The 23513-nt window shown below is 61.5% G+C and carries 15 protein-coding genes; 5 read left to right on the plus strand and 10 right to left on the minus strand.

Annotated features, from left to right (window positions below; genetic code table 11):
* Nucleotides 1-350: 350 nt before the first annotated feature.
* The 10 genes from BLU24_RS14155 to BLU24_RS14200 form a co-directional block, all read right to left on the minus strand.
* Nucleotides 351-2855, minus strand: a complete 2505-nt coding sequence (locus BLU24_RS14155; protein ID WP_093101272.1) for a fused MFS/spermidine synthase — start codon at nucleotides 2853-2855, stop codon at nucleotides 351-353.
* 206 nt (nucleotides 2856-3061) lie between these two features.
* A complete protein-coding gene (locus BLU24_RS14160; RefSeq protein WP_093101274.1) occupies nucleotides 3062-4642 on the minus strand; it encodes an arylsulfatase in 1581 nt (526 codons plus the stop codon).
* Nucleotides 4643-4715: 73 nt separating this feature from the next.
* Nucleotides 4716-5738 (minus strand): HAD family hydrolase, encoded by a 1023-nt coding sequence (locus tag BLU24_RS14165; protein WP_093101276.1) that lies wholly within the window; start codon nucleotides 5736-5738, stop codon nucleotides 4716-4718.
* On the minus strand, nucleotides 5735-7174 hold the full coding sequence (locus BLU24_RS14170) for a BatD family protein (protein WP_093101278.1): 1440 nt from the start codon (nucleotides 7172-7174) through the stop codon (nucleotides 5735-5737). The genes BLU24_RS14165 and BLU24_RS14170 overlap by 4 nt, the downstream gene beginning before the upstream one ends.
* Nucleotides 7171-8754: a VWA domain-containing protein gene (locus BLU24_RS14175; RefSeq protein ID WP_093101280.1), complete on the minus strand. Its 1584-nt coding sequence runs from the start codon at nucleotides 8752-8754 to the stop codon at nucleotides 7171-7173. The genes BLU24_RS14170 and BLU24_RS14175 overlap by 4 nt, the downstream gene beginning before the upstream one ends.
* Before the next feature lies 1 nt (nucleotide 8755).
* Entirely contained in the window at nucleotides 8756-9748 is a 993-nt protein-coding gene (locus tag BLU24_RS14180; RefSeq protein ID WP_093101282.1) for a vWA domain-containing protein, read from the minus strand.
* A complete protein-coding gene (locus tag BLU24_RS14185) occupies nucleotides 9735-10334 on the minus strand; it encodes a DUF4381 domain-containing protein (protein WP_093101284.1) in 600 nt (199 codons plus the stop codon). The genes BLU24_RS14180 and BLU24_RS14185 overlap by 14 nt, the downstream gene beginning before the upstream one ends.
* Complete coding sequence (locus BLU24_RS14190; protein WP_093101286.1) at nucleotides 10331-11266, minus strand: DUF58 domain-containing protein; 936 nt, start codon at nucleotides 11264-11266, stop codon at nucleotides 10331-10333. The genes BLU24_RS14185 and BLU24_RS14190 overlap by 4 nt, the downstream gene beginning before the upstream one ends.
* A complete protein-coding gene (locus tag BLU24_RS14195) occupies nucleotides 11263-12243 on the minus strand; it encodes an AAA family ATPase (RefSeq protein WP_090283776.1) in 981 nt (326 codons plus the stop codon). The genes BLU24_RS14190 and BLU24_RS14195 overlap by 4 nt, the downstream gene beginning before the upstream one ends.
* Nucleotides 12244-12520: 277 nt before the next feature.
* Complete coding sequence (locus BLU24_RS14200) at nucleotides 12521-12952, minus strand: YciI family protein (protein ID WP_093101288.1); 432 nt, start codon at nucleotides 12950-12952, stop codon at nucleotides 12521-12523.
* 566 nt (nucleotides 12953-13518) lie between these two features.
* Here BLU24_RS14200 and tpx point away from each other — a divergent pair.
* The 5 genes from tpx (at nucleotide 13519) to BLU24_RS14225 (ending at nucleotide 23273) form a co-directional block, all read left to right on the plus strand.
* The gene (gene tpx / locus BLU24_RS14205) at nucleotides 13519-14019 is read left to right on the plus strand and encodes a thiol peroxidase (RefSeq protein ID WP_093101290.1); all 501 of its coding nucleotides are present in this window, start codon (nucleotides 13519-13521) and stop codon (nucleotides 14017-14019) included.
* A 174-nt stretch (nucleotides 14020-14193) separates the two neighbouring features.
* A complete protein-coding gene (locus BLU24_RS14210; protein ID WP_093101292.1) occupies nucleotides 14194-15501 on the plus strand; it encodes an MdtA/MuxA family multidrug efflux RND transporter periplasmic adaptor subunit in 1308 nt (435 codons plus the stop codon).
* The gene (locus BLU24_RS14215; RefSeq protein WP_090283761.1) at nucleotides 15498-18599 is read left to right on the plus strand and encodes an MdtB/MuxB family multidrug efflux RND transporter permease subunit; all 3102 of its coding nucleotides are present in this window, start codon (nucleotides 15498-15500) and stop codon (nucleotides 18597-18599) included. The genes BLU24_RS14210 and BLU24_RS14215 overlap by 4 nt, the downstream gene beginning before the upstream one ends.
* 100 nt (nucleotides 18600-18699) lie before the next feature.
* The gene (locus BLU24_RS14220; protein WP_090283759.1) at nucleotides 18700-21807 is read left to right on the plus strand and encodes an efflux RND transporter permease subunit; all 3108 of its coding nucleotides are present in this window, start codon (nucleotides 18700-18702) and stop codon (nucleotides 21805-21807) included.
* Nucleotides 21804-23273 (plus strand): efflux transporter outer membrane subunit, encoded by a 1470-nt coding sequence (locus BLU24_RS14225; RefSeq protein WP_093101294.1) that lies wholly within the window; start codon nucleotides 21804-21806, stop codon nucleotides 23271-23273. Before BLU24_RS14220 ends, BLU24_RS14225 begins: the two co-directional genes overlap by 4 nt.
* Nucleotides 23274-23513: the final 240 nt, after the last annotated feature.

Raw genomic sequence — 23513 nt, forward strand, 5'->3', positions numbered from 1 at the left:
TGGTTAGAAGCGGGTGGTTGGCTTTGGATTGGTGGTGTGGCTGCCCCTCACCCCAGCCCTCTCCCTCTGGAGAGGGAGCCGATCTTTGGGCTTTTCAAATTGTGTGTACAACTCGGTATTGCATGTTGGCGTATGTCTGCCAATCACCGCGGTCAGTCCCCTCTCCCTCCGGGAGAGGGTTAGGGTGAGGGGCTTTTCATTTTCAGACTGAGTCAAACATTTGCCTGAACCACCGCCATCGCCAGCAGGCTGGCTCCCACTGTGAATTCGTATGTTGTCCCAAGCCTTGCCTCCACCGCGAAACCTGTGGGAGCCAGCCTGCTGGCGATAGCGCCCCAACAGGCGCCACATCACTGCCCGACAAACCAGCGAAAATACGGGTTCCCGCCATCCCCCTGCATGACTGCGCGAATATCCCGCGCCCAGGCGTCGCGATCACCGTCATAGGCATGCAGGCTCGCCCGATAAAATTGCATCAGGCGCTGGCGGTGCGCTTGCAGGCGTTCGGTGAATCCGCCATCGGCGTTCACCAGTGGCGGCGGTTGGTACAGGTCAAGCAAGGCCGGCAGCACGCGGGTGATTTCCTGGCTGCGCACCCACGGTGCGTATTCGATGCGGGGTTGATCGTCGGTCACGGCGGGGGCGTCGGCGGCGAAGCGTTCGAGGCCGGCGCGGTCGGTGACCCAGGTGGCGAGCAGGGCGGCGGCGGAGCCGATGCCGACATCCTGCAAGGTGCTGCGCACGCTGTCCTGCTGGATACGTGCGCTGATTTTCGCCGTGTCGAGGGTCATGGGTTGCAGCGACCCAACCAGTAGCATTTCGTGGAATTCGCTGGTCCACAATGAGGCGTAGGGGAACACATCGAGGAAGCTGCGTACCAATGAGCGTGAGTCGTCGATGTTCTGCGTCGGCAGTGGCAGCCATTGCGCGACGATGCCCTGGTGTTGCAGGCGGCTGGCGGCCAGTTGGTAGAAGTCGCGCGAATACAGGTTGACCACACCGGCGGCTGACGGCGGTGGCGGTTCGAGGGTGATCAGGTCGTAGGTCTGCGCGCTGCGCAGCAGTTCCTGGCGGCCGTCGCGCAGGCGCACGTCCACGCCGGGGTCGCTGGCGGCGTTGAAGTTGCCTTTGAACAGTGGCGCGGCTTCGACCACGGCAGGTAACAGCTCGGCAACCACCCGGTGCTGCAGGCCCGGGTAGCGCAGCAGGGCGCCGGCGGTAATGCCGGTGCCGAAACCGATCACCAGGGCCGAGCGCGGTTCGCCGTTGTGGATCAGCAGCGGCAGCAGTGCCTGAATGCGCATGTAGCGCAGCGACGGCATGGCATCGCCGGTGTTGGATACGCCTTGAATGTACAAACGGTGGAACGTGTTCGCGCCGCGACCTTGAGCGACGACCGCAACGGTGCCGCCACGGCCTTCTTCGTAGAACGCGAGGGTGCCATTGCGTGCACCGGGCAGCAGGCTGGCGAGTTTTTCGGCCGGGGTCAACAGCGCCACGGCCACGGTGACCAGTCCCAATGCCACCACGGCCTGACGCCGGCCTTTCTTGACGTGATGCCCTTTGCGCACGGCGAAGTAACCGATGCCTGCGGCGGTCATCGCCAGCAGGCCCAAGGTGCGCACCAGACCCAGCCAAGGGATCAGCAGAAAACCGCAGAGCATCACGCCGACAATCCCGCCCAGCGTATTGAACGCCACCACCGCGCCGACGTCCCGGCCGACGCGCTGCTGGCCGACGCTCAAACGCAACGCCAACGGAAACGCCGCGCCCAGCAACAGGGTCGGCACAAACACGATACTCAGCGCCGCCACGGCAAAGCGCGCACTCATTCCGGCCAGTTCGCTGGCTCCCATGTTCAACAACCAGGTTTCTGCCTGACTCTGTGCCAGCACCAGCCAGCGCCCGAGCAGGGCGATTTCCAGCAACGCGACCAGCCCGGCGCCGGCAATCAACAGACCGAACACGCCCCACGGATCACGGATGCGCTCGACGCGGCGGGCGAGCAGGGCGCTGCCGATGAACAAACCGGCCAGATAGGTCGCCAGCACCACGGCGAAGGCATAGGTGCGTGTGCTCATGAACTGCACGATCGATTGTGACCACACCACTTCATAACCGAGCGCCACGCCACCGGCGACGGAGTACAGCCACAGCGCGGTGCGGTCCGGCGCTTTCTCAGCGTGATGTTTGATGGGGGTTGTCACAGCGGCTGGATGCTGGCGGGCGAACCACAATACGCCGGCCGCCGCGAGCAGGTTGAGCATCGCCGCAAACAACGCACTGCCGCGAACGCCGAGACTGGCGATCAGCATAAACGCGGCGAGCAAAGTGCCGATGATCGCCCCCAAAGTGTTCGCCGCATACAACTGCCCGCCAGCCTTGCCCGGATCGTTGGCCAGCGCGCGCACCAGCACCGGCAAGGTGCCGCCCATCAACACGGCGGGAATGCCGACCAGGGTGAACGGCAACAGCCAGGCGAACACGCCGACATGGCTTTGCAGCCAGGCAAACGCGCTGGCCGCAAGGCTCATGCCCACCGTGGCGCCGACCCCGAGGATCGCCACCAGTACTTCCAGCCCGGCATACAGCAACAACGGTTGCGCCACGCGGTCGGCCCACCGCCCGAACACCCAGCCGCCGATGGCCAGCCCAGCAAAAAAGGCGCTGATGCCCGTGGTGATCGCATACACCTCGACCCCGACCACCAGCGACAACTGCTTGATCCACAGCACCTGATAAACCAGCGCGGCAGCACCGGAAATGCACAGCAGGATGGCGGGGACGAGCAGGGTCACAGCGGCGCTGGGCGAGGCGGGTATGGCCGACGGCTTGCTGGCGATACGTGTGGACATTGCGGGGGCCTTGTTTCGATTCGAAAATCATCATGACAGTGCCGGCCTCATCGCGGGCAAGCCCGCTCCCACAAGGAACTCCGGTGATTACCGGTTGTGTGAACCACAGAGATACCTGTGGGAGCGGGCTTGCCCGCGATGGAGGCGACACGGTCTCAAGTCAAAAGGGCCGCCCGCCGACGAGGGCGAGCGGCGGTGCAACGGTGTTACTGAGCAGCTTTCATTTTTTCAGCGATTTTAGCGTCTACTGCCGCACGGATCTGGTCGATACTGAAGCTCGCCGGTTTCTGGCTGGGTGGATAGTCGATGAAGGTCTGCAGGAATGCGGCAGACTTGCCAACGGCCATTTCAGTCAGATAAACGTTCTTCGTCGTCCAGTCGTAATACTGGTCGGAGACGATGTCGGCACGTTCATACGGGTCCATGCGCAGGTTGAAAATCTTCGGTACGCGCAGGCATACGAACGGTTCGCTCCAGACCTTGAATCCGCCCGGCGCGCGCTGCTCGCAGAACACCGCTTTCCAGTTGCCAAAGCGCATCGACACCAGCACGCCGTCGTCATTGAAGTAGTAGAACTCTTTGCGCTCGCTCTTCGGACTCTGGCCAGTCAGGTAGGGCAACTGATTGTAGCCATCCAGATGGACTTTGAAGGTGCTGCCTCCAGACGTCGGCGCCCAGCCTTTGAGCAATTTGTTGGTCACATCGGTTTCACCGGCCGCCGCGAGCAAGGTCGGGAACCAGTCCAGACCCGAGAACAGCTCGTTGGACACTTCGCCCGGTTTGATTTTGCCCGGCCAGCGCACCATCGCCGGCACCCGGTACGCACCTTCCCAGTTGGAGTTTTTCTCGTTGCGGAACGGTGTGGTGGCAGCGTCTGGCCACGACCATTGGTTAGGACCGTTGTCGGTGGTGTAGACCACAATGGTGTTGTCGGTGATTTTCAGATCATCGAGCGTTTTCAACAGTTTGCCCACGTCACCATCATGTTCGAGCATACCGTCGGCGTAGTCATTGCCGGGCATGCCGCTCTGGCCCTTCATCGAATCGCGTACATGGGTAAAGGCGTGCATGCGCGTGGTGTTCATCCAGACGAAGAAGGGTTTGTCAGCCTTGGCCTGTTTCTCGATGAAGGCCTGTGCAGCGGCCGTGGTTTCGTCGTCGATGGTTTCCATGCGTTTTTTGTTCAACGCGCCGGTGTCTTCGATCTTGCCGTCGGCGAAGCTGTGGATGACGCCACGCGGGGAGGTCGTTTTGACGAACTCGGCATCATCCTTGGGCCAATACGGGCGCTCCGGTTCTTCCTCGGCGTTGAGGTGATACAGGTTGCCGAAGAATTCATCGAAGCCGTGGTTGGTCGGCAGGTACTCATCCTTGTCGCCGAGGTGGTTCTTGCCGAACTGACCGGTCGCATAACCCTGCGCCTTGAGCGCCTGGGCAATGGTGATGTCACGTTTTTGCAAGCCTACGGGTGCGCCCGGAATGCCGACTTTCGACAGCCCCGTACGCAACGGCGTCTGCCCGGTGATGAACGAGGATCGCCCGGCCGTGCAGCTGTTTTCCGCATAATAATCGGTGAAGATCATGCCTTCTTTGGCGATACGGTCGATGTTGGGCGTCTTGTAGCCGACCACGCCCATGGAATAGGCGCTGATGTTGGTCTGGCCAACGTCATCGCCGAAGATCACCAGAATGTTGGGTTTTTCAGCCGCTGTGGCGGTTGCCGACAACGCCATCACCGACGTCGCCACGAGGGCGAGCTTCGGTAGCCACTTGCGTATGCGAGTCATATGACTTGCTCCTTTCGCGGGGGTGGTTGTTTTTGCGACAAACGTTTATTGCAGTCCTGCAGCACGCTTTCTTTTATTGCACCTGCTCGGTGGCCAGCGGTTCGAACGGGTAGATACGCCGCCATTCGGCAGCCATGTCGACCACGGTCCAGCCGCGGGATTCTGCTTCGTCGAGGGCCAGGTCGAGCCGGCCAATACTCGATTGGCGGTCATAGGCCCACTCGCGTTTGGCGTCGGTGTGATGCACCAGCCCCATGAATCGTTTGCCTGGCCCGGCGGCCGTCCACTGCAGCATCTGCAGGTCGCCGTCGGAATTGCCAAAGGCGAGGATCGGGCGCTTGCCGATGACCGCGTCGATGCTTTCCGGTTTGCCGGGGCCGTCGTCGTTGTGCGCCAGTTTCGGCGTGCGCAGGATTGAGGCCTTGCCGTCCTCGTATTGGAAGGAAGTGATGAACGTGGTGCCGATCACTTGCTCGGGGGGAATGCCGTAGACCTTCTCGGCAAACGCACGCATGAAGCCGGTATCGCCACCGGAAACGATGTAGGTCTTGAAGTCCTGGCTGCGCAGGTAGTCGAGCATTTCCAGCATCGGCTGGAAGATCATTTCGGTGTACGGCTTGCCGGTCTTTGGATGGCGCGCCTGGCTCAGCCAGGTTTTCGCGTAGTCATCGAAAGCTTCGGTGGTCATGCCGGTGTGGGTGGCACCGACGATTTTCAGCACGCCCTCCATACCGGTCGCGGCCAGGGCTTTGTGATCGCTTTCCAGTACCGCTTTGAAGGGTTGCGTGGTTTTCCATTCCGGATGCTGCGCCGCGGTGCGCTTGATCTCGTCAAAGGCGAAGAGCAGTTCGAAGTAGGCGGGCTGCTCACTCCACAACGTGCCGTCGTTGTCGAATACGGCGATCCGGTCGGCCGGTTTGACGAAGTCCTTGCTGCTCTGGTCGGTCACAGCCTGGACAAATTCGATGATGCTTTTTTTCGCCGGGCCTTCCTGCCACGACGGTAGCGGCTCGCTGGCCTGGGCGAGCAACGGCAGGGCCAGTGCAAACAGCAAGGCGAGTCCGAAACGTTGGCGGTACAGCATCGGGTTCGTCATGGGAAATCCTTCTCGTGAACAGGGTTGAGCGGACGCAGCGCCGAGGCCGGTTTTACCTGCTGCTGTTCGGCCTGACTTTGAAGCGTAGTCAAGGATTGGCGCAGTTGAACAAGTGTTTGCTCAGTGGTCGGTTGACGTCCGTAAAGCCCGCGTAACAGTCCCTGAAGGCGCGGCCCGGCCTCGACCAGTTTCAGCCCCAGTCGACTGCGCCGCAGCCACAGATACAGGGCGCTCAATTGCGCCGGGCGGGCTTGCAACTGGCCATCGATTTGTTGCCAGGCGAACGCGGGGGATTGCAGCCACGCCATCTGCCTGGCGTGCCTGCGTGCCAGCCAGCGCTGCCGGGCGCGAGTGAACGCAGGGCGCAGCAGATAAACGGCGCTGATCAACGCGACCAATACGCTCAGCCAGAGCAACCAGCGGGTGGAAAAACGCAGTTGATCGCGACCCAATTGCTGGAGGTCTTCAGTGATCGAAAACACCGGCTGATAAGCGCTGTTCGCCACGGCCTCGAAGGTGACCGCCGGTACTTGTGCACTGCGCAGTTGTTTCGCCGTAGCGTCCCACCATTTCATCTCGAGCGCCGGCAGCGTGTATGAACCTGCCTGATCGACGCGATAGCTGACGCTGTCGATGCGTTGACCACCGAGGACATTGCCGCGACCGTCGTCCATGGCGCTGACTTGTGGGGTTTGCACGTAGCGACTCAGGCCACCGACATCGCCGAGTGACGGTATTGGCAGGGCCATCGCCAACGCGCCGTCCGCTTGCAGGGTCAACTGCCGGCTGATGCTGTCGCCGACTTTCAGCGGCGTGGCCGACTTGACGACTTCTTGCGTAAAGCGCAGCGCGGTCGCTACCAGCGGCGTTTCACTGGCGGCAAAACCTGGCGGCCGGGTAGCGCCGAACTGTAGCGGCTGGATTTGGGCGCTGAGTTCAGCACTGGCCTGGCCGGGCGTGGCGCGCACGGTCAGGGCCGGAATAGCGAAGGTTTGCGCGACGTTCGGCGTGATCAGGTAGCGGTAGCGCAGGCCGCTAAAAGCCACGCCGTCGAAGGTCTGATTGAGGTGCTGCGCCTGACCGTCCGGCGGCGTGACCAAGGCACCGTCGAGCTTGAGATCGGGCAGGGTGGCGGCGCTGGTGAACCAGGTGTCGGTGAGAACGTCGAGTTGCAGCTCGACCAGACCGCCGACCATCGCGCCTTCGGCCGGTTGCAGATGGGCCTGGACTTTGAGTTGGGGTTCGGCGGCGAAGACCTGAAGTGTGAACACGCAGCTCATTAGCAAGCTGATTTTTGTGATCAATGATCGGGCCCCATCGCTGGCAAGCCAGCTCCCACAGGGGCTCACTGTGTTAAGGCGAGATTTGACTACTCTGCAATACCCTGTGGGAGCTGGCTTGCCAGCGATGGCGGCAGCAGGTCTGAAAAAAATCATCGACTGGCTGCCTCCTGTTGATCCTGCAACCTGAACTTCTGCCGCAAAAACTTCGCCGGCGAGGTGGTCAGGTTCTGCAACCACAGCGCATCGGACGCCGCTTGTTCAGTCTTGATCGCTTTGCTCTGGCCCTTGCCCGGTGCCTTGTCGAATTTCACCTCGTCGGGTTTGGTTTCAGGGGCGTTCTGCTCGGCGCTTTCGGTGTCTTGCAGCAGCGCCTGCGCGAGGGCCAGATTGGCCGTGGCTTCGGGGAACTGCGGTTGCAGTTTCAAGGCTTGGGTATACGCAGCGATGGCCTGATCGAACTTGAAACGGCGCACGTAAATGTTGCCCAGATAGAAATACGCCTGCGGCGTGTCCAGCCGCGCAAAGGTCGCCAGTGCAAGGTCGTAGTCTGCCGCGTGATACGCGGCAACGCCTTTCCAGTACGGGTCGACGAACAGCGCTGCCGCCTGCGGCAAGTGATCGTGTTCGAAGGCCCAGCGGCCCTGTTGATCGCGGGTGAAAAAAGCGTCGGTCAGCGCGTTGGCCTGCGCCGGCGCTGCTGGCCAGCCCAGCCCCGCGGTCAGCAACAGTGCGGGCAGCCAATTGACGCTCCAGCCCCGGCGCACGTTTAACAGCGCCAGCAACAACAGCGGCCAGCACAGCCAGTAACCAGCGTCTTTCCAGTGCAGTTCGCGCTGTTCGTTGCTGCTGGTCTGAAAGTGCCGTTGCGCGTGCAATTCGATCCAGTCCAGATCGTCGTTGTTGAGGGTCAGACTGCCCAGTGGTGCATCAACCGCAGACGCCAGTTGCTTGAGCGCGGCCTGATCGAAGCTGCCCAGCACCGGGCGCCCGTTGTCATCGCTGCGCGGTTGGCCGTTGGCACCCTGAATGACGCCGCCGTCAACACTGCCGACCGCGAGTACCAACACTTGCAAGGCGCTACCGCGTAAACGCTGATCGAGGTCGCCGAGCTGCGCGGTGTCGGCGCCGTCGGTGAGCAGCAGCAGGGTGCCGGGTGTCTTTTCCGCGTCGAGCAAGCGTTTCGCCTGATCGATCACGGCGCTAACGTTCTTGCCAGGTTTATCGATCAGCCCCGTGTTCAACGCTTGGATAAAGGTATCGAGCAGCGCCGGATCATTGGTCGCCGGCAACACCAGATGCGCACTGCCGGCGTAGGCAATCAGTGCGGTGCGCGCGCTGGCACGACGCTGGATCAGATCGTGCAGCTTGTGTTTAACCGCCTCCAGCCGGGTTGGCTGCACATCGCTGGCGTCCATCGACGGCGACAGATCCACCGCGACGATCAGCGGTGCGCGGTTGTCGAGAAAGTCCGGGCGGTCCTGTTCCCAGGTCGGACCGGCAGCGGCGATCGCGCCAAGCATCAGCAACGCGCAGAGCCCATGCACCGGGCGCAGGCGCTGCTGATCTTCAGGCGTGACCAACAAATGCGACAGCAGGTGTTCGGCGATCTGCCCGCGCAGCTGTCGTTGCAAATCGCGGCCGCGGCGCCAGAGCAGCGGTAAAAACGCCGCGAACAGCGCTAGCAGCAACCATGCTGGGCGTAGAAAGTGCAGATCGCTGAGGTTGATCTCCATCTCAAGCCTCCTCGCGCTGGCGAGCGAAGGCCAGCCGAACCCGCAACAGGGCGCCGAGGTGATACAGCGCCAGAATCAGCAGCGCGGCCGCCAACGGCCAATAAAACAGTTCGCGCTGCGGCTGATGGCTGAGGGTTTTGACCTGATGCGGCGTGAGGCGATCGAGGGTGTCGTAGACCTGATTCAGCGCGTTGCGGTCTTCGGCGCGGAAAAACTGACCGCCCGTGCTGCGGGCGATCTGTTCCAGCGCCGGCAGATTGACTTTGGCCTCGCCGGACGCGGTCGGGTCGCCGATGCCGATGGTGTGAATGATCACGCCTTTGCTCGCTGCCATTTGTGCCGCGTGGTCAGGGGTGATTGCGCTGCTGGTGTCATTGCCGTCGGTGAGCAGTATCAGCACTTTCTCCTGCTCGTGGGCCTGATCCAGCAACTTGAGACTCAAACCGATGGCATCGCCAATCGCCGTGTTGGGGCCGGCCATGCCGATGCCAGTGTCGGCGAGCAGCAATGACAGACTGGCGTGATCGAGGGTCAGCGGCGCCTGCGGATAGGCGCCGCTGCCGAACACGATCAGGCCGAGGCGATCATCCTTGCGCTTGTCGATGAAGCCTTGCACGACGTCTTTGACCGCTGCGAGGCGATTGATTTTCTCGCCGTTCGCATTGGTGAAATCTTCGGTTTCCATCGACTGCGAGAGGTCGATCGCGAGCATCAGGTCGCGCACCGGCTGCTGCCTTTCCAGCGGTTTTTCGATGAATACCGGACGCGCGGAGGCGAGCAGGATCAGCGCCCAGACCAGCAGGTTGAGCAGCAGTTGCCAGTGATTGCGGCGGCTGCCGACAACGCCCGGCGCTTCGCCGACCGCGCGGCTCATCGCAGCAAAGAACGGCACGCGCACGGCACTGCGCGCTTCGTTGTAGGCGGGGAGGTAGCGGTAAGCCAGCCAGGGCAGCGGCATCAGCAGCAACAGCCACGGGTAATCAAGCTGCCACATGGTGATGCTCCACCCAGTATTGGCAGATGTCGAACAGCGCCTGACGTTGCGGCGCGGGCAGGGCGCGCAGGGTGTCGTCGGGGGCGTAGGCGAGTTGCGCGAGTTGAGTGCTGAAATCGGCGGGGAGCGGTTTTTTGCTGTGGCGTTGCAGGAAGGCTTGCCAGTCGTCCCTCCCAAGCGCCGCCACACCCTGTGGGAGCTGGCTTGCCAGCGATGGCGTGCTGTCAGTCAACGCCGATGCTGAATTTGATGGCCTCATCGCTGGCAAGCCAGCTCCCACAGGGATCGGGTTCCATTTTTGCGATTGTGTGGGCATCGACAGCGCCACGCGCTTGAGCAGTTCCGGCAGTTCGCGCAAGGCATTCAAATCATCACTGCGCCCGCGCAACTGCGCCAGTCGCGCCAGGCCTTCGCGTCGGTAAGCGTCTCTGCGCCATTGCCCATAACGCCTCAGCCCGATCAGCAATGCAGCCAGCATCAAAATCGCCAGCAGTACCCACCAACCCCACGTTTGTGGCGCGTAGCTGACCGGTGCCGGCAGGCTCAGCTCCTTGAGCTGGTCGATACTGGGGATGTTCGGGTTCACCGCCGTGCTCCGGCGCTTTTGCCCAGTTCGGCACGTAGCTGCTCGTGAGCGGTTTCAGCGCTGCTGAACATCATCAGCGGCACCTGACTGCGGCGCAGCAGGCTGGCGACGTCTTGCAGGCGACCGCTGAGAAAATCCCCCAGCGGCTGGCGTACGTTGCGCTTGTCGACCGCCAACTCGACCTGCAACTCACCCTGAGTGACCAACAGGCGGCCATTGTTTGGCAACTTCAGCGCCAACGGATCGTAGACCTGCAAGGCGATCACATCGTTGTGCGCCGCCAGTTGCCGCAGCAACTGCAAGGTGCGCGGGCCGGCTCCGGCAAAGTCGCTGACAATGCAGATCAGATGATCATGCCCGGCCAGTGCCAGGCAGCGTTGCAGGGCGGTGTCCAGCTGTGCTTCGTCTTCAGCGTCGGGGTTGCTCGCGTTCAGCGCCTGATTGTGCTCGGCGACACGGCTGAGCAACGCCTCCACGCGTTTGCGGCTGCGCAACGGCGCGACACAGTCGATGCGCTGATCGTTGAACACCAACCCGCCGACCCGATCGCCGGCATTGAACACCATCCACGCTGCCAGTGCCGCCAGTTCGGCGGCGAGGGCGGATTTGAAGCTGCGCTGCGAGCCGAAAAACATCGACATGCGCTGGTCGACGACGATCAGCGCCGGGCGGTCGCGTTCCTCGGTGAAGGTACGCACCACCGGTTTGCCGGTGCGCAAGGACGCGCGCCAGTCGAGGTGACGCAAGTCATCGCCGGGCTGATAGCGGCGCAGCTCATCGAAGTTCAAACCGCGCCCGCGCAGCCGCGAGGCATGGTTGCCGGCAAGAATGCTGCCGCGTGGCTGGCGGGCAAGAAAGCTCAGATCACGGGCCTTGAACTCCAGCGCCATCAATTGCGCCAGAGACACGTAAACCAGCCCGTCGGTGTTCATGCCGGAATCGCGACTTTATCAAGGATGCGATCGAGCACCTGATCGGCACTGACGCCGTCGGCGACTGCGTCGTAACTCAGTTGCAGGCGATGCCGCAGCACCGGATGCACCACCGCGCGGACGTTGTCCGGGGAAACGAAATCCTGCCCCTGCAACCATGCATCGGCGCGCGCACAACGGTCCAGACCGATACCACCGCGCGGGCTGGCGCCGATGGCGATCCAGCGTGCCAGATCTTCGTCGTAATCGGCGGGGTAGCGTGTGGCATTGATCAGGTCGATCAGATAGCTGTCGATGGCCGGCGAGACGTGCACGGCGCTGACTTCCTTGCGCGCCGCGAAAATCACCTCCTGAGCGAGGTTGAAGCCCTTCGCCGGCGCGGTACTTGCGCCTTGGGCGAATTCTTCGTTACGCAACAGACGCAGCACCTGACTTTCGTTTTCGGCGCTTGGATAATCGAGCAGCACCTTCATCAGAAAACGGTCCATCTGCGCTTCCGGCAGCGGGTAGGTGCCTTCCTGCTCGATCGGGTTTTGCGTCGCCACGACGATGAACAACTCCGGCAGCGCATGGCTGTTGCCGGCCACGGTGATCTGGCGTTCCTCCATGGCTTCGAGCAACGCTGCCTGGACCTTGGCCGGAGCGCGGTTGATTTCGTCGGCGAGAATCAGGTTGCCGAACAGCGGGCCGGGCTGAAAACGGATTTCGTTTTTGCCCTCGACCTGATGCAGCACCTCGGCACCGGTGATGTCCGAGGGCAACAGGTCCGGGGTGAACTGGATACGGCTCATTTTCGCGTCGAGGTGTTTGGCCAGCGCTTTGACGGTGCGGGTCTTGGCCAGCCCCGGCAGGCTTTCCAGCAGCAAATGGCCGTTGGCCAGGAGGCCGAGCAGAATCTGCCGGATGACTTGATCCTGACCGAGCACCGCTTCGGCGATGCTGGCTTGCAGGGCGTTGAGGTCGCTGAGCGCGGTCATGGGGACAATCCTTTGTGGCCGAGTCTAGAAAATGCCAGGGTCAGGTTGACGCTGAAGCCATTGCCTTCGGGGCGGTTTTTGGGGGGCGAGCTTTAGATTCCAGCTTGAGCTGATGCTGGCCTGGAGATTGGCGGCCGGACACACCCCGATTTTCCCTACGGCTTACGGATAACTCGGCACTTGTTGGCCGTTACGGCGTAATCCCTTGTTTAATCAAGCCTGTAGGACACGTCTGTCTGACGCTAGCAGCTAATCGGGGGTTAGCCAGTCGAATGGATTAATTCTTTGGTTTCATCATTTGTTCACGGATCCGTTGTTCCTGCGCTCGTGCTTCGGGGGTGAACTCGGCGCCGAAGTCTTCCATGGAAAATATCTGGCGGATCTCGATTTCCGCATCGGTCCCAGGCATCGGATTGGGGCAGCGCTTGACCCACTCGATGGCTTCTTCCTTCGATTTGACTTCCCAGACCCAGTAGCCGGCGATCAGCTCCTTGGTCTCGATGAACGGGCCGTCGATCACGCTGCGCTTGTCCCCGGAAAATCTGACCCGTGCGCCCTTGCTGCTCGGATGCAGGCCATCGGCACTGACCAGAACGCCGGCCTGGGCCAGTGCTTCGTTGAAATTGCCCATGGCGGTCAGCAGCTCTTCGCTGGGCATGACGCCGGCCTCCGAATCGGCGCTGGCTTTGACAAGAATCATGAAACGCATGGTGGTGACTCCGTGGATTGTCGGGGGATTCGCTGTTTAGTCGAATGGGCGGGACGTGAATCGACAATGGGTTGTGAAAAAGATCTGGCGATGATGATCCTGTCGGTCTACCAGAGCGTTTTGTTTGCAGACTCAAGCTACATCGCTGGAATGAAGGTCGGATGTTCGCTCGAAAGCCCCTCACCCTAGCCCTCTCCCAAAGGGAGAGGGGACTGATTGGGGGATGCTGAAACGTTCTGGCGACCTGTTGATCTTTCACCGAATCCATTGGCCGAAGCGGGCCAGATCGAAGTAGCCGGTTCAACATTTCAGCCCAGCCAAACGCAGATTCAGCATTCAACATGGTTCGGCTCCCTCTCCTTGGGGAGAGGGCTGGGGTGAGGGGCCGGGGCGCAACAAGACTTGAGGTATTGCCCAATACCCATTAATAAGGTCGCCGCTTTGTATACAATTTCTCGCGCTCACCCCCAACAATTCAACGAAGGGTTTAGCTCGCTGGGTCATTTCATGGTTAACTTCCGCCTCTTGCATGCTTTCCAATCAAAAACATCAGAAGGACTCCAGTCATGGCTCAAGTCACCCTTAAAGGCAATCCGGTTCAAGTCAACGGCCAGTTGCCACAAGCCGGTTCCAAGGCGCCAGCCTTTTCTCTGGTTGCCGGCGATCTGTCTGACGTCACCCTGAAAGACTTTGCCGGCAAGCGCAAAATCCTCAATATCTTCCCAAGCGTCGACACCCCGACCTGCGCAACCTCCGTGCGCAAGTTCAACGCCCAGGGCAACGACATCGCAAACACCGTGGTCCTGTGCATTTCCGCTGACCTGCCATTCGCCCAGGCGCGTTTCTGCGGTGCCGAAGGTCTCGAAAACGTGAAGAACCTGTCGACCGTGCGCGGTGCCGAGTTCATCGAAAACTACGGCGTGGCCATCGCTGACGGCCCGCTGAAAGGCCTGACCGCCCGTGCCGTTGTCGTGCTGGACGAGAACGACAACGTTCTGCACAGCGAACTGGTCAAGGAAATCGCTGAAGAGCCAAACTACGAAGCGGCACTGTCCGTTCTCAAGTAAGGCTTTTACAATTGTTAACGGCCTGGCCCTGTCCAGGCCGTTTTCATTTGTGTATCAGGGTTTTGCCTCACACCTTGAAACGTAAGTGCAAGGTAAATTGCCGGTAAAGCTGCTTTGCTTAAATCCAGTCAGTGCTTATCGTTCAGCCTCCCGTAATAGAAGCCCACGCGCCCAATGGTTAATCACTCCATGCAATCGTCCTCCCGCAAATCCCGTCGCTGGCTGATCAGCCTGCTTGTCCTGTTGGTGATCGCCGTCCTGTGCTGGAAATTCTGGCCCGCCGGTTCCGCCCACAAGGAGGGCGGGGACAAGGCTGCGGCCGGGCACGCCGGGCGTTCGGGGATGGTGCGGCCGGGCTTCGGCGGCGGCACCGGGCCGATTCCGGTGCGCGTGGCGCCCGCGGTCACCGGGGACTTCCCGCTGTATTACAAGGCGCTGGGCACCGTGACCGCGCTCAATACCATCAACGTGCGCAGCCGGGTCGGCGGCGAGCTGATGAAGATCAATTTCGAAGAAGGGCAAATGGTCAAGGCTGGCGATGTCCTGGCCGAGATTGATCCGCGTCCGTACCAGAACGCCTTGCTCCAGGCCGAGGGCACCTTGCTGCAGAACCAGGCGCAGTTGAAAAACGCGCAGGTCGACGTCGAGCGTTATCGCGGCCTGTATAAAGAAGACAGCATCGCCAAACAGACACTCGATACCGCCGAAGCACTGGTCGGCCAGTATCTGGGCACGGTCAAGACCAATCAGGCCGCGGTCAACGACGCCAAGCTCAACCTCGAATTCACCAGGATCCGCGCACCGATTGCCGGGCGCGTCGGCTTGCGTCAGGTTGACGTCGGTAACCTTGTCACCGCCAACGACACCACGGCGCTGGCAGTCATTACCCAGACGCAGCCAATCAGCGTGGCTTTCACCTTGCCGGAAAACAGCCTCGACACCGTACTCGCGCGCTATCGCAGCGGCGCGAAACTGTCGGCTGAGGCGTGGGATCGCGGCGACAGCAAACTGCAGGCCACCGGCGTACTGCAAAGCCTCGACAACCAGATCGACGTCGCCACCGGCACCCTGAAATTCAAGGCCCGTTACGATAACCGCGATCAGGCGCTGTTCCCCAATCAGTTCGTCAATATCCATTTGCTCGCGGACACGCTGAAGGGCGTGGTGCTGGCACCGTCGGCTGCGATTCAGTTCGGCACTAATGGCACCTTCGTTTATGCGCTGGACGGCGACAAGAAAGTCACCATCCGCCAGTTGAAGATCGGTGCCAGTGATGGCGAGAACACCGTTGTCACCGAAGGCTTGGCTGCCGGCGACCGCGTGGTGCTGGAAGGCACCGACCGCCTCAAGGAAGGCAGTGAAGTCGAAGTGGTCAACGACAGCAATGAAGTGCCGACCACGCCGACCGAACACCTGCAAGGCAAATCCGCCGCCAACGCGCCGGACGCCGCCGTGACTGACAAGGCCAAGAAGGGCGCATGAACATTTCGCGGCTGTTCATCCTCCGACCGGTAGCCACCACCCTGAGCATGCTGGCCATTGTCCTGGCCGGTCTGATCGCTTATCGCCTGTTGCCGGTGTCGGCGCTGCCGCAGGTTGATTACCCGACCATCCGCGTCATGACCCTGTATCCCGGCGCCAGCCCGGATGTAATGACCAGCGCAGTGACGGCGCCGCTCGAGCGCCAGTTCGGGCAGATGCCCGGTCTGACGCAAATGGCCTCGACCAGCTCCGGCGGCGCTTCGGTGCTGACCCTGCGTTTCAGCCTCGACATCAATATGGATGTCGCCGAGCAGCAGGTGCAGGCGGCGATCAACGCGGCGACCAATCTGCTGCCGACCGACTTGCCGGCACCGCCGGTATACAACAAGGTCAACCCCGCTGATACGCCGGTGCTGACACTGGCGATCACCTCGAAAACCATGCTGCTGCCCAAACTCAACGATCTGGTCGATACGCGTATGGCGCAGAAAATCGCCCAGATCAGCGGGGTCGGCATGGTCAGCATTGCCGGCGGCCAGCGTCAGGCGGTGCGGATCAAGGTCAACCCGGAAGCGTTGGCGGCGAACAGCCTGAACCTGTCGGACGTGCGCACCTTGATCAGCGCCTCCAATGTCAACCAGCCGAAAGGCAACTTCGACGGCCCGACGCGGGTCTCCATGCTCGATGCCAACGACCAGCTGACCTCGCCCGAGGACTACGCCAACCTGATTCTCGCCTACAAGAACGGCGCGCCGCTGCGGCTCAAGGACGTCGCCGAGATCGTCGATGGCGCCGAGAACGAACGTCTGGCGGCGTGGGCCAACCAGAATCAGGCGGTGTTGCTGAACATTCAGCGCCAGCCCGGGGCCAACGTGATCGAGGTGGTCGATCGCATCAAGGCGTTGCTGCCAAGCATCACCGACAATCTGCCGGCCGGCCTCGACGTGACGGTACTCACTGATCGTACCCAGACCATCCGCGCTTCGGTCACCGACGTGCAGCATGAACTGCTCATTGCCATTGCTCTGGTGGTAATGGTGACATTCCTGTTCCTGCGTCGTTTCAGCGCGACGATCATCCCGTCGGTGGCCGTGCCACTGTCGTTGATCGGCACGTTCGGCGTGATGTATCTGGCCGGGTTCTCGGTCAACAACCTGACCCTGATGGCGCTGACCATTGCCACCGGTTTCGTGGTCGACGACGCGATCGTCATGCTCGAAAACATTTCGCGCTTCATCGAGGAAGGCGACAGTCCGATGCAGGCCGCGCTCAAGGGCGCCAGACAGATCGGCTTCACCCTGATTTCCCTGACCCTGTCGCTGATCGCCGTATTGATCCCGCTGCTGTTTATGGCGGACGTGGTCGGGCGGCTGTTCCGCGAATTCGCCATTACCCTGGCGGTGGCGATCCTGATTTCGCTGGTGGTGTCGCTGACCCTGACGCCAATGATGTGCGCACGCTTGCTCAAACGTGAACCGCAAGAACACGAGCAGGGCCGTTTCTATCGGGCCAGTGGTGCCTTCATCGACTGGATGATCGCCGGCTACGGGCGCATGTTGCAGTGGGTGCTCAAGCATCAGCCGCTGACCTTGCTGGTGGCCATCGGCACACTGGCGCTGACGGTGTTCCTGTACATGGTCGTGCCCAAGGGCTTCTTCCCGGTCCAGGACACCGGCGTGATCCAGGGGATTTCCGAAGCGCCGCAGTCAATCTCCTTTGCCGCGATGGGCGAGCGCCAGCAGGAACTGGCCCGGGTCATCCTCGAAGACCCCGCGGTGCAAAGCCTGTCGTCGTATATCGGTGTTGACGGCGATAACGCCACCCTCAACAGCGGTCGCTTGCTGATCAACCTCAAGCCCCACGGCGAACGTGATCTGAGCGCCAGTGAAGTGATCGCGCGTCTGCAACCCAAGCTGGACAAGCTTGTTGGTATCCGCCTGTTCATGCAGCCGGTGCAGGACCTGACCATCGAAGACCGCGTCAGCCGCACGCAGTACCAGTTCAGCATGTCCTCGCCGGATGCCGAACTGCTCAGCCAATGGAGCGGAAGGCTGGTCGAGGCACTGGCTCAGCGTCCGGAACTGACCGACGTCGCCAGTGACTTGCAGGACAAGGGCTTGCAGGTCTACCTGGTGATCGACCGCGATGCCGCTTCACGCCTTGGCGTTTCGGTGTCGAACATCACCGATGCGTTGTACGACGCTTTTGGCCAGCGGCAGATCTCGACCATTTACACCCAGGCCAGCCAGTACCGCGTGGTGCTGCAGGCCCAGGCCGGCGAACGCATCGGCCCGCAGGCGCTGGACCAGATCTACGTCAAGACCACCGATGACGCGCAGGTGCGGCTGTCGAGTCTGGCCCATGTCGAAGAGCGGCAGGCGCAGTTGGCAATTACCCATATCGGCCAGTTCCCGGCGGTGATGATGTCCTTCAACCTCGCTCCTGGCGTGGCGCTGGGGCACGCGGTCGACGTGATCGAACAGGTGCAGCAGGAGATCGGCATGCCGGTTGGCGTGCAGACCCAGTTCCAGGGTGCGGCCGAAGCCTTCCAGGCGTCGCTGTCGAGCACCTTGCTGCTGATTCTGGCCGCGGTGGTGACCATGTACATCGTGCTCGGCGTGCTGTACGAAAGCTATATCCACCCGATCACGATCCTTTCGACGCTGCCTTCGGCGGCGGTCGGTGCGTTGCTCGCGCTGCTGCTCAGCGGCAACGATCTGGGGATGATCGCGATCATCGGCATCATTCTGCTGATCGGTATCGTGAAAAAGAACGCGATCATGATGATCGACTTCGCCCTCGATGCCGAACGCACCCAGGGCATGGCCCCGGAACAGGCGATCTATCAGGCAGCGCTGCTGCGCTTCCGGCCGATCCTGATGACCACGCTGGCGGCATTGTTTGGCGCGGTTCCGTTGATGCTTGCGACCGGGTCCGGCGCCGAGCTGCGTCAACCGCTGGGTCTGGTGATGGTTGGCGGATTGCTGGTAAGCCAGGTGCTCACCCTGTTCACCACACCGGTGATCTACCTGTACTTCGACCGCCTCGGCCGACGCTTTGGCAAGCGCAAGGTTGAAGCTGAAGAGGTCTCGGTATGAAAGCAGCTACAGGCTCCAAGCTTCAAGCTGCAAGAGAGAAGCGGGTTCACTGCAAGCTTGTGGCTTGTGGCTTGCAGCTTGCAGCTGATGGTTGCCACCTATGAATCTCTCCGGTCCGTTCATCAAGCGCCCCGTGGCAACCATGCTGCTTTCGTTGGCCATCATGCTGCTCGGTGGCGTCAGTTTCGGTCTGCTGCCGGTATCGCCGCTGCCGCAGATGGATTTCCCGGTGATTGTCGTGCAGGCGAGCCTGCCCGGTGCCAGCCCGGAAGTGATGGCGTCGACGGTGGCGACGCCGCTGGAGCGTTCGTTCGGTGCGATTGCTGGCGTCAATACCATGAGCAGTCGCTCCAGTCAGGGCTCGACCCGGGTCATTCTGCAGTTTGACCTCGACCGCGACATCAATGGCGCTGCGCGGGAAGTGCAGGCGGCGATCAACGCGTCGCGCAATCTGCTGCCAAGCGGGATGCGCAGCATGCCGACCTATAAAAAGGTCAACCCGTCGCAGGCGCCGATCATGGTCCTGTCGCTGACATCGGACGTGCTGGAAAAAGGTCAGCTCTACGACCTCGCCTCGACCATCCTCTCGCAGAGCCTGTCGCAGGTGCAGGGCGTCGGCGAAGTGCAGATCGGCGGCAGTTCGCTGCCGGCGGTGCGCATCGAACTTGAGCCGCAGGCGCTGAACCAGTACGGCGTGGCGCTCGACGATGTGCGCAAAACCATCGCCGAAGCCAACGTGCGCCGGCCCAAAGGTTCGGTCGAGGACGGTCAGCGCCTGTGGCAGATCCAGGCCAATGACCAGTTGGAGAAGGCCAAGGACTACGAGTCGCTGATCATCCACTACGCCGACGGCGCTGCGCTGCGCCTCAAGGACGTGGCCAAGGTCAGTGATGGCGTCGAAGACCGTTACAACAGCGGTTTCTTCAACGATGACGCGGCGGTGCTGTTGGTGATCAACCGGCAGGCCGGCGCCAACATCATCGAGACCGTCAACGAGATCAAGGCGCAGCTGCCGGCCTTGCAAGCGGTATTGCCGGCCAGCGTCAAGCTGAACCTGGCGATGGACCGCTCGCCGGTGATCAAGGCGACTCTGCACGAAGCGGAAATGACCCTGTTGATCGCCGTGGCCCTGGTGATTGTGGTGGTGTTCCTGTTTCTCGGGAATTTCCGCGCGTCGCTGATTCCGTCCCTGGCGGTACCGGTGTCGCTGGTCGGCACCTTTGCGGTGATGTACCTGTATGGATTCTCTCTGAACAACCTGTCGCTGATGGCGCTGATTCTCGCCACCGGTCTGGTAGTGGACGACGCCATCGTGGTGCTGGAGAACATTTCCCGGCACATCGACGAAGGCGTCAAACCGATGCAGGCCGCTTACCTCGGGGCCAAGGAAGTCGGTTTCACCTTGCTGTCGATGAACGTCTCGCTGGTGGCCGTGTTCCTGTCGATTCTGTTCATGGGCGGGATTGTCGAAAGCCTGTTCCGCGAGTTTTCCATCACCCTCGCGGCGGCGATCATCGTCTCGCTGGTGGTCTCCCTGACCTTGACGCCGATGCTCTGCGCACGCTGGCTCAAGCCGCACACGCCGGGGCAGGAAAACCGTCTGCAACGCTGGAGCCAGCGGACCAACGACTGGATGGTCGACAAGTACGCCAGCAGTCTCGACTGGGTGCTGCGCCACCGCCGTTTAACCCTGCTCAGCCTGTTGATCACCGTCGCGGTCAACGTCGCCTTGTACGTGGTGGTGCCGAAGACCTTCATGCCTCAACAGGACACCGGTCAGTTGATCGGTTTCGTGCGCGGCGACGACGGCCTGTCGTTCAGCGTGATGCAGCCAAAAATGGAGATCTTCCGCCGCGCCGTGCTCAAGGACGCTGCGGTAGAGAGCGTCGCCGGCTTCATCGGTGGCAGCAACGGCACCAACAACGCCTTCATGCTGGTGCGCCTGAAGCCGATCAAGGACCGCCAGCTCAACGCACAGAAGGTCATCGAACGCCTGCGCAAGGAAATGCCCAAGGTCCCTGGCGCACAACTGATGCTGATGGCCGACCAGGACCTGCAATTCGGCGGCGGCCGCGAGCAGACCACTTCGCAATACAGCTACATCCTGCAAAGCGGTGATCTGGGCGAGCTGCGCAAGTGGTACCCGAAAGTAGTCACCGCGTTGCGCGCGTTGCCCGAACTGACCGCGATCGATGCCCGAGAAGGCGCGGGCGCGCAGCAAGTCACGCTGATCGTCGACCGTGATCAGGCCAAACGCCTCGGCGTCGACATGGACATGGTCACCGCGGTGCTCAACAACGCCTACAGCCAGCGGCAGATATCAACGATCTACGACAGCCTCAACCAGTATCAGGTGGTGATGGAGGTCAATCCGAAATACGCCCAGGACCCGGTGACGCTCAAGCAGGTCCAGGTGATTACCGCCGATGGCGCGCGCGTGCCGCTATCGACCTTCGCCCATTACGAAAACAGCCTCGAAGACGATCGCGTCAGCCACGAAGGCCAGTTCGCCTCCGAGAGCATCGCGTTCGATATGGCCGAAGGCGTGACGGTGGAGCAGGGTAGTGCGGCCATCGAGCGGGCGATCGCCAAAGTCGGTCTGCCGGAGGACGTGATCGCGAAAATGGCTGGTACCGCCGACGCCTTTGCCGCGACGCAAAAAAGCCAGCCATTCATGATTCTCGGCGCACTGCTGGCGGTGTATCTGGTGCTCGGCGTGTTGTATGAAAGTTACATTCATCCGCTGACGATTCTTTCCACACTGCCGTCAGCGGGTGTCGGCGCGTTGCTGTCGATCTATGTGTTGGGTAGCGAGTTCAGCCTGATCTCCTTGCTTGGCCTGTTCCTGCTGATCGGCGTGGTGAAGAAAAACGCCATTCTGATGATCGACCTGGCCTTGCAACTTGAACGCCATCAGGGCCTGTCGCCGCTTGAGTCGATCCGCAGCGCCTGCCTGCAACGGCTGCGGCCGATTCTGATGACCACGCTGGCGGCGATTCTCGGCGCCTTGCCGCTGCTGCTCGGCCGTGCCGAAGGTGCGGAAATGCGCCAGCCGCTGGGCCTGACCATCATCGGCGGGCTGGTCTTCAGCCAGATCCTCACGCTTTACACCACCCCGGTGGTTTACCTCTATCTCGACAAGCTGCGCCATCGTTTCAACAAATGGCGTGGCGTGCGTACTGACGCCGCTCTGGAAACTCCGCTATGACTGACCGTCCGCTTTTCAATTTCGCCACCGCACGGGGTTCGCGCTTGCTGAGCCTGTCGCTGTGCGTGGCGCTGCTCAGTGCCTGCGCTGTCGGCCCGGATTATCAACGCCCGCAGACGGCTGAAATCGCTCAGTACAAGGAAGCCGAAGGCTGGACCCAGGCTAACCCGAGCGATGCGCTGGCCCGGGGCGCCTGGTGGGAGTTGTATGGCGATCAGCAGCTCAACGGGCTGATCGAGAAACTCAACAGCTCCAACCAGACCGTCGCCCAGTCAGAAGCCCAGTATCGCCAGGCCCAGGCCTTGGTGCGCAGCGCGCGCGGGGCGTTTTACCCCAGCGTCGATCTGAGCCTGGGCAAGACTCGCTCCAGCCAGGGCACCGGCAGCAGCAGTTCGAGCCTGAGCAGTTCTTCCAGTGGCATTCGCGATACTTACAATGCTGAGCTGGGCGTTAGTTGGGAAGCTGACGTCTGGGGCAAACTGCGCCGCGGCCTCGAAGCCGACGAGGCCAGCGCCCAGGCCAGTTTTGCCGATCTGGCGGCGATGCGTCTGAGCCAGCAGTCGGAACTGGTGCAGAATTACCTGCAATTGCGGGTCATCGATCAGCAGAAACGTTTGCTCGAAGCGACCGTTGCGGCTTATCAGCGATCGTTGCAGATGACCCAGAACCAGTACCGCGCCGGGGTTTCCGGACGTGATGCGGTCGCACAGGCGCAGACCCAGCTGAAAAGCACCCAGGCCGATCTGGTCGACCTGATCTGGCAGCGTGCGCAATTCGAGAACGCCATCGCCGTGCTCACCGGGCAAGCGCCGGCGGACTTCAGCATTGCTGAAGTGCAGACCATCCCGAAACTGCCGCAAGTGCCGGTGAGTCTGCCGTCGCAATTGCTGGAACGGCGTCCGGACATTGCTTCGGCGGAGCGTTCGGTGATTGCCGCCAACGCCAATATCGGCGTGGCGAAAGCCGCGTACTACCCGGACCTGACCCTGAGTTTGAGTGGCGGCTATAGCAGCAGTACTTCGCAGAACCTGATCAGCCTGCCGAACCGTTTCTGGTCGGTGGGACCGAAACTGGCGTTGCCGTTGTTCGACGGCGGCCAGCGCTCGGCGGAAGTCGACCGCACCGAAGCGGTATACGACCAGACCGTGGCCCAATACCGGCAGACCGTTCTCGATGGTTTCCGCGAAGTGGAAAACTATTTGGTGCAGCTCAAGGTGTATGAAGAAGAAGCCGCGGTGCGCCAGGAAGCGCTCGACGCGGCGCGCGATTCCTTGCGCCTGACCGAAAACCAGTACAAGGCCGGGTTGATTGCCTATATCGACGTGGTCGTGGTGCAAGCCACGGCACTGAGCAACGAGCGCAGTGTGCTGAATATTCTGCAAAGCCGTTTGATCGCCAGCGTGCAATTGATTGCCGCACTGGGCGGTGGCTGGGATGGCCAGCTGGAAGTCAGCGACACGCAATAACTGGCCGAACACTTGTGGGAGCGAGCCTGCTCGCGAAAGCGTCCGCACGGCCACGGCTTATATCGAGGCGAATGGCCTAATCGCGAGCAGGCTCGCTCCCACAATTTAACCCCGCGTGCTTCAGAAATCTCCGAAGAGCCGATTGTAGGACGATCGGACACCGCTTCATCGGCTTGATGGCCATTTGATAACTTTGTCAGTGCGTTCTTCTGCGCAATCAGTACAATCGCCGCATTTACC

This window comes from Pseudomonas sp. Z003-0.4C(8344-21), from assembly GCF_900104975.1.
Lineage (GTDB): Bacteria > Pseudomonadota > Gammaproteobacteria > Pseudomonadales > Pseudomonadaceae > Aquipseudomonas > Aquipseudomonas granadensis.

Excerpts from the sequence above, each read along its gene's own strand:
- tpx (WP_093101290.1), top strand. The coding sequence starts at position 13,519 with ATGGCTCAAGTCACCCTTAAAGGCAATCCGGTTCAAGTCAACGGCCAG.
- BLU24_RS14215 (WP_090283761.1), top strand. The coding sequence starts at position 15,498 with ATGAACATTTCGCGGCTGTTCATCCTCCGACCGGTAGCCACCACCCTG.
- BLU24_RS14155 (WP_093101272.1), bottom strand. The coding sequence starts at position 2,855 with ATGTCCACACGTATCGCCAGCAAGCCGTCGGCCATACCCGCCTCGCCC.
- BLU24_RS14220 (WP_090283759.1), top strand. The coding sequence starts at position 18,700 with ATGAATCTCTCCGGTCCGTTCATCAAGCGCCCCGTGGCAACCATGCTG.
- BLU24_RS14210 (WP_093101292.1), top strand. The coding sequence starts at position 14,194 with ATGGTTAATCACTCCATGCAATCGTCCTCCCGCAAATCCCGTCGCTGG.
- BLU24_RS14165 (WP_093101276.1), bottom strand. The coding sequence starts at position 5,738 with ATGACGAACCCGATGCTGTACCGCCAACGTTTCGGACTCGCCTTGCTG.
- BLU24_RS14195 (WP_090283776.1), bottom strand. The coding sequence starts at position 12,243 with ATGACCGCGCTCAGCGACCTCAACGCCCTGCAAGCCAGCATCGCCGAA.
- BLU24_RS14190 (WP_093101286.1), bottom strand. The coding sequence starts at position 11,266 with ATGAACACCGACGGGCTGGTTTACGTGTCTCTGGCGCAATTGATGGCG.
- BLU24_RS14200 (WP_093101288.1), bottom strand. The coding sequence starts at position 12,952 with ATGCGTTTCATGATTCTTGTCAAAGCCAGCGCCGATTCGGAGGCCGGC.
- BLU24_RS14170 (WP_093101278.1), bottom strand. The coding sequence starts at position 7,174 with ATGATTTTTTTCAGACCTGCTGCCGCCATCGCTGGCAAGCCAGCTCCC.
- BLU24_RS14160 (WP_093101274.1), bottom strand. The coding sequence starts at position 4,642 with ATGACTCGCATACGCAAGTGGCTACCGAAGCTCGCCCTCGTGGCGACG.
- BLU24_RS14225 (WP_093101294.1), top strand. The coding sequence starts at position 21,804 with ATGACTGACCGTCCGCTTTTCAATTTCGCCACCGCACGGGGTTCGCGC.
- BLU24_RS14175 (WP_093101280.1), bottom strand. The coding sequence starts at position 8,754 with ATGGAGATCAACCTCAGCGATCTGCACTTTCTACGCCCAGCATGGTTG.
- BLU24_RS14180 (WP_093101282.1), bottom strand. The coding sequence starts at position 9,748 with ATGTGGCAGCTTGATTACCCGTGGCTGTTGCTGCTGATGCCGCTGCCC.